The sequence below is a fragment of the Collinsella sp. HCP3S3_E5 genome, from assembly GCF_052067635.1.
Classification (GTDB): Bacteria; Actinomycetota; Coriobacteriia; order Coriobacteriales; family Coriobacteriaceae; genus Collinsella.
Window position 1 is genome coordinate 1 of the sequence record NZ_JBQHQF010000023.1, and the last position, 18238, is coordinate 18238.

General features: G+C 56.4%; 10 protein-coding genes. 4 read left to right on the top strand and 6 right to left on the bottom strand.

Going from position 1 to position 18238, the window contains the following annotated elements:
* Window positions 1-411: 411 nt before the first annotated feature.
* Both ACTM82_RS07305 and ACTM82_RS07310 read left to right on the top strand, forming a co-directional pair.
* Window positions 412-1146, top strand: coding sequence for an exonuclease domain-containing protein (locus ACTM82_RS07305; RefSeq protein ID WP_441055460.1), 735 nt, complete (start codon window positions 412-414; stop codon window positions 1144-1146).
* Window positions 1147-1509: 363 nt separating this feature from the next.
* Window positions 1510-2820, top strand: a complete 1311-nt coding sequence (locus tag ACTM82_RS07310; RefSeq protein WP_441055462.1) for a hypothetical protein — start codon at window positions 1510-1512, stop codon at window positions 2818-2820.
* Between the two features lie 29 nt (window positions 2821-2849).
* On the opposite strand, the gene ACTM82_RS07315 is transcribed toward ACTM82_RS07310, so the two are convergent.
* The 3 genes from ACTM82_RS07315 to ACTM82_RS07325 all read right to left on the bottom strand — a co-directional run bounded on the left by ACTM82_RS07315 (window position 2850) and on the right by ACTM82_RS07325 (window position 9545).
* Entirely contained in the window at window positions 2850-4553 is a 1704-nt protein-coding gene (locus ACTM82_RS07315; RefSeq protein WP_441055464.1) for a DUF262 domain-containing protein, read from the bottom strand.
* A 123-nt stretch (window positions 4554-4676) separates the two neighbouring features.
* Window positions 4677-7859 (bottom strand): type III restriction-modification system endonuclease, encoded by a 3183-nt coding sequence (locus ACTM82_RS07320; protein ID WP_441055466.1) that lies wholly within the window; start codon window positions 7857-7859, stop codon window positions 4677-4679.
* Between the two features lie 9 nt (window positions 7860-7868).
* The gene (locus ACTM82_RS07325) at window positions 7869-9545 is read right to left on the bottom strand and encodes a site-specific DNA-methyltransferase (protein WP_441055495.1); all 1677 of its coding nucleotides are present in this window, start codon (window positions 9543-9545) and stop codon (window positions 7869-7871) included.
* A gap of 140 nt (window positions 9546-9685) precedes the next feature.
* Between ACTM82_RS07325 and ACTM82_RS07330 the strand changes: the two genes are divergently transcribed.
* Both ACTM82_RS07330 and ACTM82_RS07335 read left to right on the top strand, forming a co-directional pair.
* A complete protein-coding gene (locus ACTM82_RS07330; RefSeq protein ID WP_441055468.1) occupies window positions 9686-9889 on the top strand; it encodes a helix-turn-helix domain-containing protein in 204 nt (67 codons plus the stop codon).
* Between the two features lie 334 nt (window positions 9890-10223).
* Window positions 10224-11444 (top strand): transposase, encoded by a 1221-nt coding sequence (locus ACTM82_RS07335; protein ID WP_441055470.1) that lies wholly within the window; start codon window positions 10224-10226, stop codon window positions 11442-11444.
* A gap of 30 nt (window positions 11445-11474) precedes the next feature.
* On the opposite strand, the gene ACTM82_RS07340 is transcribed toward ACTM82_RS07335, so the two are convergent.
* From ACTM82_RS07340 to ACTM82_RS07350, 3 genes are read right to left on the bottom strand one after another with little or no spacing between them, the layout of a single operon-like run.
* Window positions 11475-12677, bottom strand: coding sequence for a hypothetical protein (locus ACTM82_RS07340; RefSeq protein WP_441055472.1), 1203 nt, complete (start codon window positions 12675-12677; stop codon window positions 11475-11477).
* Complete coding sequence (locus ACTM82_RS07345; RefSeq protein WP_441055474.1) at window positions 12678-15284, bottom strand: type I restriction-modification system subunit M; 2607 nt, start codon at window positions 15282-15284, stop codon at window positions 12678-12680.
* Window positions 15285-15287: 3 nt separating this feature from the next.
* Window positions 15288-18224, bottom strand: a complete 2937-nt coding sequence (locus ACTM82_RS07350; RefSeq protein ID WP_441055476.1) for a type I restriction endonuclease subunit R — start codon at window positions 18222-18224, stop codon at window positions 15288-15290.
* Window positions 18225-18238: the final 14 nt, after the last annotated feature.

Below are 18238 nucleotides of genomic sequence, written 5' to 3' on the forward strand. Positions count from 1 at the left end.
GTAAGGGCTACCGCACGGGCCGATACTCAAAGCCCATTGTGGCATCCCGAGCCCGCGAAAAGAAGCTGCGCCGCGGGGGAGGCGACCCAAATGGCTTTCTCATATCGTCTTTTGCTTCGTACGCTGCTTAAGTGCCTCGGTAAGTCCGATAAGCGCCGTGAAGAGCGAGACCAAAGCAACCAAGAGCTCTACGAGCTCTGATGGGCCCGGGATGACCTCTGATTCAAGTCACCGGGCCTCAATCTTTTTCATGCATCTGAATAGAGCGGGCGACTCCCTTGGGGCCGCCTGCATGGCGTGTGCTTGGCGCATGGCATTGCGCCCCGCTTTCATGTCCGCACGGGCGCCTATCCTTACGGCAATGTAGCCGCCTATGTAGCAAGCGGCAGGCAACGGAGAAAGGCCATAACCGTGTCAGCTGAAAAGACGCCGGGTATCTCGGCTATCGATACGACGAACTTTGCGCGACAGATCGTGCTGGACTTTGAGTTTGCGCCGGTGCCAAAACAACGCCAGCGCCGTGGACTGCGCAACGAGATTATCGAGGTCGGCGCCGTCAAGCTCGATTACCACGGCAACGTTATGGGCGAGTTCTCGCAGTTTGTGCAGACGGAATTTACCGAAGGCGTTGCGTTTCCCGTTCGCGAGCTCACAGGGATATCGGCCGTGGATACCGCGATGGCCGATCCGCTCTACATGGTGATCAAAAGGCTCAACGATTGGATCGGTCAATACTCCGCCCAGGTGGTTTGCTGGAGCGGGACGGATCGTCGACAGCTTTTGACCGAGTGCCAGGCAAAGCACATCGACCTTTCCGCATTTCCTACGGACTGGGCCGACCTGCAGGCGTTTTACACCTCGATTATGGACGTGGGCAGCCACGGGCGCGTCTCGTTGGGTGACGCGGCAACGTGGTTTGGCATCGAGTTCGACGAGTCGACGGGCCACGCCCACAGCGCCTTAGCCGATGCGCGCGTGACCGCCAAGCTGCTCAAGCAGGTGATGGACGGGGACTACCACGTGAGCCCGCGCGCCCAGGAAGTTCGCCAGCGGTGGGGGATGGGCGAGCGAGCCGAGACGCGCCTTTCCAGCAAGTGCCCCGAGCTGGGCGACCTGCTGCTGAAGCTGAAGGCGGAGGGGAGGTAGGCAGGGCTCCGGAATGAACTCTGACTCAAGTCATCGAGCCCAAATTCTTTTTACACGCCATTTTCATGGGCTGAATAGTGCCGAGATTCAATCGTCGAAGGCGCTGTTAGTGGGCTTGCGGGGCCAGTTATCTTATTTGCCCGCCATTTTCATGCTGCCCTACCTGTAGGCTTAATTAGCTTTGGTCCCTCTCCGTCATCAAGATGGGCTTAACTCTGGTGTCAGGTATGGACACCGCTCTCGTTTGTTTGACCTTCGCCGCGCGCTCTGCCGCTACGAGAGCCGATGCGTTCTCCCGCCTTCTGGCCTCGACGGCGGTGGGATAATAACCGCAACTACATCCGTCCCATTAGGAGCTGCCTCATGTCTTTCCTAGACCGCCTCTTCGGTACCGAAGAGGCCGATGAATCCGCCAATGACGTTGCCGCCATCGAGCTCGCACAGGAGCAAGCTCTCTCGAGGATATCCGAAAATGAGTTGACGGCTCTCAAGGATTCTGCAGTGAGGACCGTTAGTCTTCCTGTAGGAAGCAAGGCTGCTATCGCGGCAGATGCTCTCATACCGTTTGGCGCCAACGTCGCACAGGGCGTTAACGAGATCGGCATGGCGATGGTCAGGTTCCCAGAGGGCGTGGGCTGGGCGGACCTCTGCTCACGCAAGGCACCCGAATGGGATGGTTATAAGCTCCTTTCCAGTTTTGACAGTGACGGTAAGTTCAACGAGATGGCTGGTATCAAGCAGGCTGGTCTTCAACCCGCTGCGGTGGCAAACCTTGCGCTTCAGGGTGCCGCGGTGGCGGTGGGCATGGCGTATATGAACCAGATAAACGAGAAACTTGACGGTCTTCAGTCCGGCATCGAGGCGATTCAGCGAGATATGCAGCGCGAGCGCGATGCCGAGCTCAAAGCGGCATATGACGCCCTTGATCGCCTTATTCTCAAGTGCCAGGAGTACGGCGCCAGCACCGAGAAGCGTCAAGTCGCGCTGCAGATTATTGAGGACGCACAGCGTGAGGCAAACAAGGCGTGGAACTATGAGCTCGAGTGCATGAAGGACTTTTCAGCCGAGGTGCGGGCAAGGAAGCGCCTCTCAGCGGAAAAGATAGCCGAGGAGGCGGAGAAGCTCTCCGCGATGGAAACGCGAGCCGCCGTGGCATTCCAGCTTTTCGTTATGGCTCAGCAGATAGGCATGCGTTTCGAGGGCGACTACACGAGGCAGAGAATTGAAACCGACGGGCAAATAACAAGACGGATGGCGGACGGGTTTTCTTCCGTTCGAGGGGAAGCGAGGCTCGCCCTTTCGGAGAAAATCTCCAAAGTGGGAGGAAAACCGCTCGCTATCGCTGAGCGCTCGGAAGACGACCGTGAGGTCGAGAATGTTGTCCTGGGGCTGCTCCGCGAAGCGGGGAAAAACGTGAACCGCCTCAACCCGATGCGCATGCGCGCTAAGGCGAAGGCGGACATCTCTGAGAAGCGCGCAAAGCTGCAGGATGTGGTCTCAAACGAAAACGTTGTCCGAGAAATTGCCGATCGAAATGAGGAGGAGCTCGAAACGATAAACTTCGCCTTCAATGAGGCTGACACGATTGTCATCGGACCCGACAACGTCACAATTTTCAAGGTGGTAGAGGAAAATGCCGAGACGGGCGATGGTTCTGAGGAAGTGATTGTGTAGATATCTTCGAGATGGGGCGCATGTAGGGCTTAGTGCCAGACCTCCAACGCCTTGTCCGCAAGCCATTCTGCGCGTTCGGCGATGTCGCCCTCGTCCCAAGTCTTCTTCTCCAAGGCATCGGCCATGGTCGCAAGGCCGGCGGCGCAGAGGGCCAAGCCGTCCTTGTATCCCTTTCCCTGCTTCTTGGTGGTCCAATCGGCATCGCGGATGGAGGCGTTGAGCGAATGCGTGATGATGGCGAGGTTGCCGAGCGTGAGGAGCTTCCGGTCCCTTCGCGTGGCAGCCTCATCGTCGAGGGCTCCCCATTTGTTGCGCCACTTCTTGGGCATCATGTGCTCGAGGGTGTACTGGTTGAACCCGAGCAGGGCCGTGCTGCTCATGCCTGGGCGAATGGCGCTTTCCAGCAGATAGAGGACGCCCTTGGACTGGAGGTTGTACAGACACGATTCCTCGAATGCCGCTCGAACCTCGGCGTCGCCGGGCATGTACGTCGTCGCCTCGTCATTGGCTTCGAGAGCCTTCCTCAGCGCCTCCGCGTCCTTCACCTCGTTCAAGATCAGCGAGGTGAACAGCCTGTTGTAGTTCTTCGTGGTCGCCTGAACCAGCATTCGGCGGACGATGTAGCTCTCAAGCAGGGCGTAGATCTTAGATTCCTCGCTCGAAGACTCCGCGTTCTTTCGAACGTAGAGCACGTACGGGATGAGCGTCGAGTTCTTGAGGCCGAATATCAGCACGTTCAGGCGCTCGACGCCGGGGGCGGAGGGGATGTCCGCGTCGCAGCAGCTTGGGTCAAACGTGGACTCGAACACCTTGGCATACGCCTTCATGCTGTCGAGGATCTCGTCCTTGTCTCCGTTGCAGTACCTGCCGATGAAGTCCTTGTAGGACTGGAAGAGGTTGGACGTGCGCGAATAGAAGAGCTTGTCCTCGGTCGTGACGCCACGCCTCTTGTCCTGAACCAGGATCTGGAGGAACGCGTCGAAGAACAGGTCGACGAGCGTGCGCTTGATGCGCCCGGTCACGACCTCCTGCTCCCAATACTCCCTCTTCTCAGCCGTGGGCTCGAAGACGTCTTCCCAGCACTCCTTGAACGCCTGCTCGTTCTCGCGGTTGAAGAAGTAGTTCTTGAGGAGCTCCGCCGTCGTCAGGCGCACCCCGAGCGAGTTGATGGTGTCGAATATCTGCTGCTCGTCCTCACCCTCGGTGAGGTCGATGCAGACGAACTGGACGTTCGACTTGATTGTGTTCCTGTCGACCTTCTCCGGGTCGATGTTCTTGAGAAAGTAGTTGTAGGCAAGGACGATGGACGAGGAGCCCTCGACGGGCTCGCAGCCCGTGGCGCTGACGACCTTCTCGAAATCCTGCCGGTCGTACTTGCCATGTCTCAAGGCGACTTCGCCGGTCTCCAGGACGAAATCTCGTTCGAACAGTCTGTCGGCGTCGATTCTCGCGCAAAGCGCCTTGAAGAAGATGACCATGGTCGTGAGGCGTTGCTGCCCGTCGATGACGGTACGAACCTCGGACACCTCAGACCAGGTGTTGCCGGAGGAGGCCTGCTTCAGGATGATAGAGCCAAGGAAATAGGGTCGCTTAGAGGCCGTGACGAACTCCATGTCGCCGAGGAAGCGCTCCCATTGCTCCTCTCCCCAAACGTACGCGCGCTGGTAGAAGGGTATTTCAAGCAGGCGCGATCCGTTGAACACGCCGCTTATCGTAGACTTTCCTGCATCCATCCTTAAAGACCTTTCTATCCTTTGCGGTTATTGCTGGTGAGCCGATTTCGCTAATGGCAGGGATATCGCACAAGTTGGAAGGCTTGCTTCCTCCCGACTGTTCTAATGGCGCATAATCATTGCTTAGCTCATCCTGCCCATTACCTCGAGCAGGTCCTCGTACGTCGCCACGTTGTGGTAGCGCACGTCGCCGGTGCTCATCTCGTTGAAGAGCTTCTTGGCGCAGGCGATCTTGGCGTTCTCCACACCGGAGAGCTCCAGCGTGTCCATGGTGCCCTTTGTCTCGGCGACGAAGAACACGTGGCGCACGCTGCCCTCCTTGAAGGCGATAGCCCAGTCTGGGGCATAATTGCCTACCGGCGTTGGAATCTGGAATGTGCGCGGTAGCTTCGCGTAGACCGCCACCTCGGCGGCGGCGTCCATGTCCTCGGCGAACCTGCGCTCGCCGTCGGAGTCGGGGAACACGAAGCGCTGGATGTTCTTCTTGGCCTCGTACGCCTTGCTCGCGTTGTCGGGCATGCGCTCGGTGAAGATGGCCTCGTCGTAGACGTCGTCGATCTCGTGGTAGCTGATGTGCTCCACCACCATCGTCGCCTTCTCCGACACGATGAGCGCAGCGGCCTTCTTGATGAACTCCTCGGGGTTCACGCGGTAGAGCCCGAACACGTTGGGGTCGATGCCGGCGAGAATTGCCGCGGCGCTCCTGCGCGTGATGGCGGCGGCCTGCGCCACCTCGCCCACGAGGTCGTAGGTCACGCCCACGGACGCAGTGCCAGCGTCGACATCGCGAGTCTCAGTCTGTACGTTGCCGAACGACGAGCCGCCCTGCACCTCGTCGCGCGTGGCCTGTGACTTCTGCCCGCCGACCGTCAAGGTGTACTGCAGCCTGCTCACGCGCAGGTCGCAGTTGATACGCTCTATCGACTTGCGCCTCAGCTCGTCGTCCGAGAAGCTCACCGTGTAGGCATGCTTGCGGTTGATGCGCGCCCACAGCTCCTTGAACTCGCGCTTTGCGAAGTTGTCGGTCAACGTATTCTCGGAGATCTTCTCCTGGGCGCGCCCGATCATGCCGTCGAGCGCGTGCGCGTCGTAGACGCTTCTCACCAGCGCCTCGACCGCCTTGGCGTGTGCGGTGTCGGCGATACCCTCGGGCAGCTTCACGACGAAGTACTCCACGAAGGTGCCGCCCTCGACGGCCTTGCGGAACTCGGCGGTCGGCTTGTCGTCGTCGTCGATGAGGTCGCACTTGTAAAGAGCCTTGTAGATGCGCTTCGACTCCTCCTCGGTAAAGGAGACCGTCTCGCCGTCGAGCACGACGTCGCGCCCGCTGAACAGGTTCATCTCCACCTTCCTCGGGCGCTCGCGCAGGCTCTTGCTTATGTCGGTCTGCAAATCCCTCACGAACGTCTCGTAGCTCTCCGACGCGATCACGGTGAGCAGGTTCACGCGGTGCACCTCGTCGGGTCCCAGCAGAGCGGCGTCCTGGCGGTTGCCGTCCTGGTCGACAGCCAGGCGCATGCCGCGGCCGACCTCCTGGCGCTTGCTCGTCTCGGAGCCCGACTCCTTGAGCGTGCATATCTGGAAGATGTTCGGGTTGTCCCAGCCCTCGCGCAGCGCCGAGTGGCTGAAGATGAAGCGCACCGGCTCATCGAACGAAAGCAGGCGCTCCTTATCGCGCAGGATCAGGTCGTAGGCGCGCTTCGCGTCGTCGTCGTTGATGCCGATGCCGTCCTCGCGCTCCGCCTTCTTCTCGGCCTTCGACTCGACGGCGTTGCCCTTCTTGTCCACCGAGAAGTAGCCGGAGTGCACCGAGCGCGCCTCGAATCGCCCGAGGTACTGCGCGTACGAGGGGTCGAGGATGTCGTCCTGCGTGGGGTGCTTCAACCTGTCGGAGACGATGGCCTCGTACTCCTCCTCGAAGATCTTGCCGTAGCCCACGGTCTCGCCGTTGCCGGAGAGGTCGCGGTACTTCGCCACCTGGTCGATGAAGAAAAGGCTCAGGCACTTGATGCCGCGGCGGAACAGCGCCTCCTCCTTTTGCAGGTGGCTCAGGATCGTCTCGCGTATTTGTATGCGCTGCATGTCGTCGGCGGCAGAGTCGCCGTAGACCTCGCCGATGTAGATGCGCCCGTCGTCCCCGATGGAGCCGTCCAGGAAGCGCACGTAGCCCGCGCGTCCGTCCTGGGGCGGGACCACGCCGTCGTTGCCGCTCGCAATCGTGTAGCCGCGGTACGCCTCGAGCTTCGTCAAGCCGCTGGCGTCGTAGATGCTGTCGCCCTCACCGAAGCGCGCGGTCTTCTTGCGCACCTTGCCGCCGGATCCCATGCACTTGAACTCGATAACGGCCTCGGGTGCGCGGTTCTTGGACACCACGATGTCACGAAGGTACAGGTAACCGTCGGTTCCGCGCATGTTCTTGAGGGCGAAGCCCTTCACCTCGATGCGCTTGACGAGTTTCTGGTTGTAGGCGTCCAGGGCGTCTAGGGCATACACCAGGTCGTGCTTCTCCTTGTGCGTTGCCGAGTAGCTCAGCACGAACAGAGGGTTGAAGCGGGCGATGCCCTTCTGGGTCGCGCCTCCCTTCTTTCCCATCTTCTGGGGCTCGTCGCAGATGACGATGGGGCGGTTCGCGGCGATGACGTCGATGGGTTTTCGGCTGCTGAACTCGTCGCGCTCTTCGAAGATGATGCGCGCCGCCTTGTTCTTTGCGCCCTCCTTCATCGACGCGTTGAACGCCTGCATGTTGATGACCATGCAGTTTACGTCGCTCGACTGGGAGTACGCATCCAGCTCGGTCAGGTTGTCCGAGTCATATATGAAGAACCTGATCTTCTTGTGGTATTGGGAGAAGAAGTGCTCCTGAGTGTTCTCCAAGCTCTTGGCCACGCCCTCGCGGATGGCGACCGATGGCACCACCACGATGAACTTGCACCAGCCGTACAGGCGGTTGAGCTCGAGCATCGTCTTGGTGTAGACGTAGGTCTTGCCGGTGCCCGTCTCCATCTCGACGTCCAGCTGGCAAGCCCCCATGCCGCAGAAAAGCTCCTCCGACTCGGGGATCTGGTTGCGTCGCTGCACCGCTCGCACGTTTGCCAGTATGTCGGCGCCCGAAAGCGCGACGGGCGCGTTGGCGTAGCCCTCGGAGCTCTCGTCGCCGAAGTCGATCTCGCCCTGCGCGCGCTTGGGCTTGCGGCCCAGGTCGCGCAGGTAGACGGAGGCGCCCTGGTTGGGCTGCCCCTCGAAGACCGAGGCCACCGCGTCCGCGGCGTCGGTTTGGTACTGTTGTACTTTGAACTTGAACTTCATGTCGAAGCCTTAAATCACTTGGGGAACAGTGTCGGGGCTGTAGGTGCGGAACAGCTCCTCGTAGTTGGCGTGCGTGGCGTCGTCAGCCATGGACGAGTCGCGGATGACGGCGTACCAGGGCTTGGCCTTCGCCATCTCCTCGATGGTGTCGGAGCCGACGTTCGCATCGAAGCATGCCGCCAATTTGTCTCCATCAACAAAGAACACCTTCCTGCCGGCGAGCATGCGCTCCTCGATCTTCGCGGAGTACGGGATGCCGAGTTTGGGCAGCACCTCGAAGAGCAGATCAAGGTCGGAGCGTCCCTCTTTCACGTTGTCGGCGAAGTCGAAGAGGCTTTCCTGTGAGGTCTCGCCAGGCGTGAGGTAGGAGTCCTTGAAGTTCGAGGAGTCGATGCGCAGCACGCGGAAGCCCAAATCAGGATAGGGCTTGGGCTCGGCACCGAGCTCGAGCTGCTCGTTTTCCTTATCGATGTCTGCGGCGATTTTCGCGCTCGCACGGCGGATGCGCTCTTCGCCAATTTCGGTCAGCGTGGAGAACTGGCCTGTGGTCATCTCGGGAATCTGAACGAGCACAAAGCGACGACTTCCACCGTCCTCGGCGTTCTTCTCCATGACAGCTTGAGCCATGGAGGCCGAGCCCGAGAAGAAATCAAGCACAGTGCAATCATTGGAAGACGCGATATCGAGAATACGCCTCATGAGGCGAACTGGTTTAGGTGTATCAAATGGAGCAGAACCATCAAAAAGCTTCTGAAGCTCTTTCTTCGCTTCGTCGGTGTGACCGCACTCCGAAAATGGCCAGAAGTTCGTGGGGAGACGACCTCCAACATCGTCCAGGTATGTCTTACGGGCGATTCCGCCCATTCCGTTCCTCGTGAAGAAAAAGCGTGGCCATGGTCCCTTAGCAAGAACCTTCTCAGCAGCCGCTTGTGACTCTTCAACGCTTTGCGCAAGGACTATGGCTTTAACATCTCTTTTGACACCTGAGCTTGATGTACCGCAAATGGCTGCGCGCTTGTCGGCATCATCGATGTCACGCAGCTCATAAGAACACCAACCACTCATGTGTTCAAACATTATGTCCTGTTGGTATCTCCAACAGGAGCCGTTTGCGGGATAGAGAAGCTCGCCAGTAAAAGGGTGCTGGATGGCATATACCATTCCTTGGTGGGTTGCAGCACCAGGAGCGAAGGCGTTGTCAGTTCTCCAAGCGCATCTGTCGCCATCGGGATTCGCATACTTAGCGTTCATCTCGGGCGTCCTCGGTAACTTACCCGGTTGCCAGTTAGGGTGCTTTGAATAACACAGAAGATGCTCAGTCTCGGTAGGAAGTCCTTTCGAGTCATTTCTTATTGAATAGGTTCTCTGCCAGGCGATATCCCCAACAAAGGATACAGCGCCAAAAACCTCATCGCAGATGGCCCGGAGGTTTTTGGACTCATTGTCATCGATGCTGATGAAGATAGCGCCGTCAGCCGCGAGCAGGTCACGCGCTAACAGCAGTCTTGGGTACATCATCGAGCACCAATCCGAATGAAACCGGCCGTTGCCCTCGGTGTTGGCAACCAGGCGACCGCCCTCCTCGTCGTACTCGCCGCTCTCCGCGTCATATTCGCCGCGCGTTTTGGCGAAGTCGTCGTCGTAGACGAAGTCATGGCCCGTATTGTATGGGGGTATTGGTAACAGCTACGGCTATCTAACTACAGGTATAGATGGATGTAGCCTCACTCCAATCGAACTATACTCATGCCCTCATTTTCTTAGATACCATATGACTTAAACACTGATGCCATTGGATTAGCGAGGGCCGATACGAAGGGAAGAACATGACATTCAATGAGCTGATTATTGAAGCTGGGATTACTCCTGATGAGCTGTCAGCGTTGACTGACATCAGCGAAGTGAGAATCAACGACTTGATGAGTGGTAAGGCAAATATTCTCAGTCTTGAGCTGGATGAACTATTTCCTATTGCCAGAGCCATAGATACGACTGCAAGCGAACTAGTCAACAAACTTTGCGATTGCTAGGCACACACTTGAAGCGGAGATGCCGACACATGTGACATGCTCGTTTCAAGTTGCTTAAGGAGGAGACGGCTATTTGCCATCGAGAGAGCAATTGCCGACCTAATGCCAAGGGACACTAAACCGCATGAACATAGCTTCTTTAAATGACTAGGAGACGGCAATTCCACCTGTGCGTGAATTCGGTTGATAGATGGATATCAACTAAGAATTAATCTTCTTAGTCATAAGTCTCAAGGTCAATTTTTCCTAAAGCTGATAGTGGTTGCGAGTGCGTCAACCCAATATAATTATGTCAACTTTTCGGTGGTGTTTTATCAAGCGACAGGTGGGCAGAATGGGCAAAGCCGAAACGGGAGATCTCTATCCAGAAGTCGGATTGCCGGAATTCTACGCCGTGAGCCGAAAGGCGCAGGATGACGGTAGGGTGCTATATGTGCTGCATCCGAAGGGTCGTCCAAATATGTGTCCGGAGTGCGGCGGCGTCACCCTTCACGTTCACAAGAAAGCGCGACGCACCGTCCAAGATATCGACATGCTCGGCCATGAGGTCAGCCTTACCGTAGAGGGCAACTCATATCGCTGCCGCGACTGCGGGGCGCTTGTCCGCATGGAATACCCTTCCTTGCATGGACGGATGACCTCGCGACTGGTAAGGACGATTCAACTAGATGCCGTAAGTCATACCTTTTCCGATGTGGCCCATAGATTCCATACCACGGCAACGACCGTTAAGGCCCTCTTTGAGGAATACGCCGACGAATGCCTTGAGAATCGTGTGCCGGCGGCTCCAGAAGTCCTCGGACTTGGCGGGGTGTATTTGGAAGACAGCCCGCGCAGCGTTTTTGTTTCATGTGACGGGAGCGGAGGCAGTATCCTCGAGCTCACCGAAGACTGGTCGCTGGAATCGACCTGCTCCGCGATTTCCTCACTCGGTGAGCTGAGCAATATCAATCTGGTATCAATCGATATGTGTCGTCCCTACCGCAGTGCCGTCCATCGCTGTCTCCCTGGAACGCCAGTAGCGGTCAATCATATGAACGTTATCGATGGGCTCATAACGGCGCTTGATACAGCAAGGTCTGCTATCTGCAGGGGAATGAGTGTCGAGGCGCGTAAGGCCGTCAGGCACAATCGATATCTATTGCTTCGAAACAACGAGGTTTTGACAGCCCGTCAGGCAGGCGATCTTGAGAGACTTCTGGAGAGAGTCCCTGCATTCGGTGATATCTACATGCTGAAAGAGGCCTTTCGAGATATCTATGCACAGGCCGGCAGTTCAGAAGAGGCTCGCAAGATGTTCTACGAGTGGAAACATGCCTGTTCTGATGCCGGAGTTGATGCCTACGACGGTTTCATCACAGCGATAATCGAATGGGAAGATGAGGTATTCGAGTACTTCAATCATCCCTGCTTGGCCGCCCTCGATGCGCAAATAGCGGACATAAAACGTGTTGTACTCACTATTGCACGGAGCGGTCGAGGTTATACGTTTGATGTCCTACGTAAAAAAGCGCTGCTCAATGACTGCACGGGCAGGGCGAACGATATGAAATAAGGGGCGACATACATCGCCCCTTATTTGAGTTTAAACAAACATTTTGTCGAGCATTGCCGCCTTAAGGTGTTTCAGCCTCTCACACTTACGTTGATGAAGGGTAATGAGGGAATCGAGGCTATTGAAAAAGCCGCCTATCACCCTCTGCTCGTTAACCTTGGTCCATGGGATGGGAATTGTTTTCATTCCGTCGATATCAATACTTCGGCCATCACGAATTCCGTAAACATGAGGTTTTAGGTCTGTATCGATGAATCGCTTTGACCTGAAATAGAGATAGTAGAAATCGGAGTCTATGCCATCGCCGTGGAAGGTATGGTATGCGGGACTGATCAAACCACAACATGTTGCCTTCTCCAGTCCCCCTTCGAATGAGCGAAGGTGAACGATAAAATCATCGGGATTGACGGCTTTGTAGTTTGAGAGACTGTTCTTATCAAATTGAAGGTTTCGATTTGACTCATCACGGTAGACGGTTCCGCCGCCTTGAATAATGGTAAGAGGTGGTAGGTCTGCCCTGTTCTTTTCAGAATACTCTTCAAAGATTTCACCCAACTTACGCTGTTCCCATGCATCGGTGAAGCCTTCGAAGCGCAGTTCGGGATACTTCTCGCCGGGTTTAGGAAACATCTTATCTAGCATCGCGGTCTTGAGGCGCTTCAAGCGCTCGCACTTACGTTGATGAAGGGCGATGAGGCGATCTAACTGCGAGAGGCTGTTCCCGATAACCTCTTGCTCAGCTAGACGCGGAACCAAAATGGATTCGCGCATGAGATCGTCAGGAACCAATTCATTCATCATGGTTCCGCTTTTCGTAGCATTCACGAGGATGGGCCTCATCGTCTCTTCGCGCGAAATGAAGTATTTCCAGAAGCTATAACGCTGCTCAACGATGGGCCTCAAACATGAAAATCGCGGCGACATAAGCCCGTCACCTGCGTCGTTGAGAACAAAGCGTCCATAGGCGTGCGTTTTGTTGGTATGGCCCTCAAAGGCGATATCTCCAACTCGAATGACTTTGTAGTTGCTTAGCGAATCGTCGGCTGCGCCGTTTCCACCATTGAAAGTCATCGTCGCAATGGAAAGTGTCCTATCGTATCCAAGCTCACAATCGGTGTTCCGCTCATTGTTGACCGCATACATATCCGAGAACATACGCTGTTCCCATGCATCGGTGAATCCTTCGAAGCGCAAAGGGGGCGTTAAGGCTTTTTCCTGTGCAGGCACGCTCATTTATTTCGCCTCCTGAAGGAGGGTTGCCCAGTCCTGTACGCCAGCGACATCGCGGGCGTTGCCTTGGAGTTTTCCAAGCATGCCAGCGAGTTCATTGGAAAGAACAGCGATTTGGGCATCTTCGTCGCCATATGTGACTTCATACTTATCGCAAACGGCCTGTACCTTTGTGATAAGACCATCGATGACAGTACGCGCGAGAACCGAAATCCGATTGATATAGGCCCCCAGCCACTTCTTACGAAGAAGATCAAGGCACTGTTCTTCCGTCAAACTATCCATAACTTGCATGGTTTTGGGGTCGATTTCTCCTTTGGCCTCCTTGAGCATCTTTTTGGCTGCGGATTGAGCTGACCGCGCGTCGGCGAGTGCAACAAGATGGCTCTCTGTACTCTCGTCCCCAAATGACTCACGTTTCTGCGTTTTCTTGATTTGTCTCACAGCGGCGTTTAGGGATTTGACTACCAGCTTGTCCTTCTCATCGTCCCAGATAGATGCGCCGTTCACCTCGAAGCCCTTGTCCTCGTCGGTCAGAGCCTCCAGGGCCTCGTCGACAGCGGTGTTCGCCGCGGCGGCCCTTGCCTTCAATTGCATGAGCTTATCCAGGTCGTCTGCCAGATACTCGCGCTGTACGAGCTCGAACGGCAATACTTTTCCTCGCCATCCGTCTTGCTCTTCGACAAGTTCCTTCGTCTTGGTCTTCTTGAGAACCATGTTCGGTTCGTAGGCCGAAATGGCCTTCAGGCCTTCGGAATGAAGGAGCTCAACATCGGCTGAAATGTCGTACCATGCGTCGTCGAGGGCTTGATAGGCATCGTATTTGTCTACGAGCGGTGTCATGCAGATCTGCTCGAACAGCTCATCCGCCAGGACATGCTCTGTCTTTCTAGGGTCGACTGAATCCATCTGCGAGATAAGGATGTCATCGGCGTGGGCGCTAATCCGATGGACTGCATTGTCATAGGTGTCGAGATAGGAACGAACTGCCTCGTTTGCCATAACTGTCTCGCGCACATCGGCCTTGAGACCGAGGGCATATCCGCGGTTTTCGAACAGCTCGTTGCGCAGACCGTCGAACTCAGCGAAATATGGCTCCAGAGCATCGATTTCGGATACGGGCAGACCCCCATTCAACAGTGAGTAGACGTCCCAAGGCTCGGGCTTCTCCGAAGTGTCCACATAACGGGGGATGTTGAGATTGCAGTCGTTATCGTGGATCTCGTCGAGCGTGACCTTGCGTGCGAAACCGTCGATATCGTCACGGGAGCGGACGGCATCGACAATACGTTTGACGTCTCCAGCGCGAAGCTGGTTCTGCTTGCCGACTTTCTCGAAGCCCTTGGATGCGTCGATGAAGTAGATATTGTCAGAGCCGCCGTTGCGCTTCTTCTTGAGGAAGAGCACACATACCGGAATGCCTGTGCCGTGGAACATATTCGGTGGCAGGCCGATGACGGCATCGATGACGTTGAGCGTATCGATCAGGTACTTGCGGATTTCGAGCTCAGCGCCGCTTCGGAACAAGACGCCGTGGGGCAGTAGAACGGCCGCGCGGCCATCGTCTGCCATGTGGTAGACGATGGACTCGACGAAGGCGAGGTCGGCCTTGGAGCTGGGCGCCAGCACTCCCGCCGAGCGGTAGCGCGGATCGTCCAGGTAGCTCTCGTCGGCTGCGGTGTTGGTCGCTGAGTAGGGGGGATTTTCCACCTGGATATCGAAAGTGACGGGGCGACCGTTCTCTTGGAAGTTGTCCGTGGTCAGCGTGTCGTCGTTGAAGACGGTGAACTTGCCGTAGTCGACCCCGTGCATGATGAGGTTCATGCGGAGAAGGTTGTAGGTCGTGCCCATCTTCTCCTGTGCCCAGTAGTGGGACACCTTACCGCTGGGCAGGTGACGCGCCACTTCGAGCAGAAGCGAACCGGAGCCGGCGCAGCCGTCGCAGACGTTGCCGACCTCGGTTAGCCCGATAGTCGTCAGCTGCGCGAGGAGCGTCGACACGCTTGTCGGCGTGAAGAATTCACCGCCCTTCTTTCCGGCGTTGGACTGGAAAAGACCGATAAGGATCATGTAGGCGGTGCCGAGCACATCGCCGGCGTCAGAGGTCTTTGCGAACGGCGTGTCATAAATCTTGCAGATGACTTGGGAAATGAGTTTGGTTCGCTGCGACACCTCCTTGCCGAGGTCGGTGTCGCGAAGATTCATTGCATCGAAGAGCCCGGCGAAGGCGGCCTCGGATTTCTGGCCGATAGTGGAGGCCGTGAGCTTTCCGATGGCCCTCTCGAAGTCCTCGATTGAGAACTCGCCGCGGGTGATCTTCTCGACAAGGGAATCGAACAGATCATCCGGCTCAATCAGGTAGCCCAGCTTTTCGATTGCCCAAGCCTTCACCTCGGGTGCCAGCTCGGGGTCTGCGAGGGCTTCGCGGTATGTGACTCCATCGTTGCGCAGCAGGTCGTCCATATAGCTTTCTGTATGCGCAGAGAGATAGCGGTAGAAGATTACGCCAAGGATGTAGTCCTTGAACTTGGACGAATCCATGTTGCCGCGCAGGCTGTTGGCGATTGCCCAAATCTGCTGGGCGAGTTTGGCTGAGTTGCTGTTTGCCATGGATTATTCCCCTTCGGCAGTGTAGAGGTCGTACATTTCCTTCATGAACTGGTTGAAATCGATGACCACGCGTTTCATGGCGATAAGGCCGAGGCCCTTATCGCGCAGGTAGGTGCGCAGCTCTTCGTTTGATAGCGACTTGGGGTCGGTGAAGTATTTCTGAACAGCGTTGTTTACGAAGTCGGCACCGAGGTCGTGCTCGGTTGCGAAGGACTCGATGCGTGCCATCATAGATTCGCGTTCATAGGCGTGGAAGGCCTCCTCGATGTCCGCGCTGGGATCGAGAGCGAAAAGTCGCGACCCGACGAACTCGCGCATAATCTCACGCTTGCAGCGAAGTTTCTCGTTGTCCGTTCGGTCGATTTCATTCATCACGAGGTCGACCGACTTCCGCATTGCCTTTTCGTCCGTGCGGTCAATGTCCTTCAGCAGGTTGATGATATAGACCACGTTGATGCGGTCGGTACGCGCCAGCTCGATCTCGAAGTCGACATCGGCAAGCATCTCGTTCTTCTCCGGCTCGCGCTTCTGTTGGTCGTAGAACTCGAGATACCATGATTTGTAATCCATAAATGTGCGCTCATCCATGAAGACGTCCAGGTCGCCCCAGTCGAATGCCGAGAACGTCTTGAGCGTCGCCAACGTGCCCTGCAGCTGTCGAAACGCCATCACGAACTCGCGCTGGTCGTCCTCGGATTGCAGATAGCCTGCATCCTCAGGCGTCTCGGCGACCTTGTATACCGCCGCGGACTCGCTGTTCCATTTCGATAGGTAGAAATCATAGCTCTGCATCAGGTATTCATCGGGGTTGCCGTCTCCCGAGAACAGGCGCAGGGCATCGTCCTGTGCCTGCTTGATGTTGCGGTAGGTCACTACTTGGCCGAACTGCTTGGTCTTCTTGTCGACGCGGTTGGTGCGCGAGTAGGCCTGCACGAGATTGTGCCATTCGAGGTTCTTGTCCAGAATCAGCGTGTTCGTCGGCTTGGAATCGAAGCCCGTGAGGAACATGTTGACGACGAGCAGGATGTCGACTTGCGGCAGGTCCTTCTGCTTCAGGCGCTTTGAGATATCCTTCCGATACCCGTCGAACTTGCTCACGTCATAGGAGCCGCCGAACATGGCGTTGTAGTCCGCCATGCACTCTTCCAGATAATCGCGGGAGTACTCGTCCTGCCCCTCGTCTTCCAGGTCCTCGTTGGCCTGGAAGGTGAAAATCGCGGCGACCTTGAATCCGTCCGGGTTCGTCTCGGGATTCCAAGCCAATTCATGGTTCTTCATGAATCGGTAGTACTCCATGAGCGTCTTGATCTTGTCCACCGCGAACAGCGCCGTATATACGTCGCGACCCTCGGGGCGGGTGTGGCGCGAGAGGTTGCCCATGATGTCATCGGCGATGCTCTTGATGCGAGCGGGATCGTGGTAGAGCGAGTTGATATCGATATGGTGGCGGCGGCAATACTCTGCGTCATCAAGGCGCTCCGGATCGATCGATGGGTCGGCGACCTTCTCAATCGATATAGATCGCATGTATTCGACGGAGAATCGGAGAACGTTTCCGTCCGCAATAGCGTTCTTGATTAGGTACTTGTGGATGCAGGCGCGTTTGCCGGTATCGTCTCCAGCCGCCGCGAACACATCTGCCGTGGTGAGCTTGTTCGAACCCTTGTTCTCCTTGAAGATGGGCGTTCCGGTGAAGCCGATATAGTTCGCATGGTGGAAAGCGCGTTTCACGGCTCCGTGCATTTTCCCGAACTGCGAGCGGTGGCATTCGTCGATGATGAAGACGCATCGCTTATCCTCGTAGGCCTTCATGACTGCCTCGTACCTTGACGAGCGCAATGCGCAGGCCATCTTCTGGATGGTCGTGATAATCAACGTCTTGGACGTGTCCTTCATCGCCGCCACGAGCGAGCGCGTGTTGTCGGTGTTGTCGACGCAATCCGGTTCGAAGGAGTTGTATTCATCGACCGTCTGATCATCGAGGTCCTTGCGGTCAATCAAGAAGATGACTTTATCGATTGCCTCGTTATCGCGCAGCAACGATGCGAGCTTGTAGGAGGTGAGCGTCTTTCCCGATCCCGTGGTGTGGAAGACATAGCCGTTGGAGTCATCCAGAAGAATGCGTCTCATGGCGGCCTTGACCGCAAAGATCTGATAGGGGCGCATGACCATGCATGTTGGTTCGGATGCCTTCACGATGAAATAGTCGTTCAGGAGGTCCGTGACGAAGCTCTTGGCGAAAAACGAACTGGCGAAGTCCATGAGGTTGTTGATGCGGGTATTGTCCTCGTCGGTCCAGTAAAACGCGAGCGATTTCAAAATGCGCTGGACCTCTCCGCGCTGGTCGCGGTCGTTGACGTTTGCGAAGTACTTGGTCTGCGCAGAGTTGGAAACGACGAAGACCTGAATGTATTTGAACAGGCCGAAGAACGATTTAGTGCGATAGCGATTGATTTGGTTGATTGCCTCGTTGATCTCGACTCCGGGGCGCTTCAGTTCGATTTGAATGAGCGGCAGCCCGTTAATCAAGAGGGTTACGTCGTAGCGGTTTTTCTGATCGACATCGTCGCAATGCTCTTTGTCCATCGTCACCTGGTGGGTGGCTTGATAGGTATTGCGGGTGTAGTCGCCGGTGAGGAAATCGATGTAGACGTTTTCGCCGTTATCGAGCTCAAGAACATATTGCTCGCGCAAAATCTTGGCCGAGTCGTAGACGGTGTGGCCCTCCAACCGAATGAGGATGCGGCTGAACTCCGCATCGCTCAACGTTGCCTCACCCTTTGCTTCGATCAGCTTTGCGGCGTTCACCTTGCAAATCTGATCACGGAGATTCGACTTCAGGTCGTCATAGTTCACCATCTTGATAAAGTCGTAATCGATATCAACGAGGCGCTTGATGAGGATATCCTCTACCTCGTATTCCGATAGAGCCTCGGCCACCGTTGAACTCCTTC

Excerpts from the sequence above, each read along its gene's own strand:
- ACTM82_RS07335 (WP_441055470.1), top strand. The coding sequence starts at position 10,224 with ATGGGCAAAGCCGAAACGGGAGATCTCTATCCAGAAGTCGGATTGCCG.
- ACTM82_RS07310 (WP_441055462.1), top strand. The coding sequence starts at position 1,510 with ATGTCTTTCCTAGACCGCCTCTTCGGTACCGAAGAGGCCGATGAATCC.
- ACTM82_RS07345 (WP_441055474.1), bottom strand. The coding sequence starts at position 15,284 with ATGGCAAACAGCAACTCAGCCAAACTCGCCCAGCAGATTTGGGCAATC.
- ACTM82_RS07320 (WP_441055466.1), bottom strand. The coding sequence starts at position 7,859 with ATGAAGTTCAAGTTCAAAGTACAACAGTACCAAACCGACGCCGCGGAC.
- ACTM82_RS07340 (WP_441055472.1), bottom strand. The coding sequence starts at position 12,677 with ATGAGCGTGCCTGCACAGGAAAAAGCCTTAACGCCCCCTTTGCGCTTC.
- ACTM82_RS07315 (WP_441055464.1), bottom strand. The coding sequence starts at position 4,553 with ATGGATGCAGGAAAGTCTACGATAAGCGGCGTGTTCAACGGATCGCGC.
- ACTM82_RS07330 (WP_441055468.1), top strand. The coding sequence starts at position 9,686 with ATGACATTCAATGAGCTGATTATTGAAGCTGGGATTACTCCTGATGAG.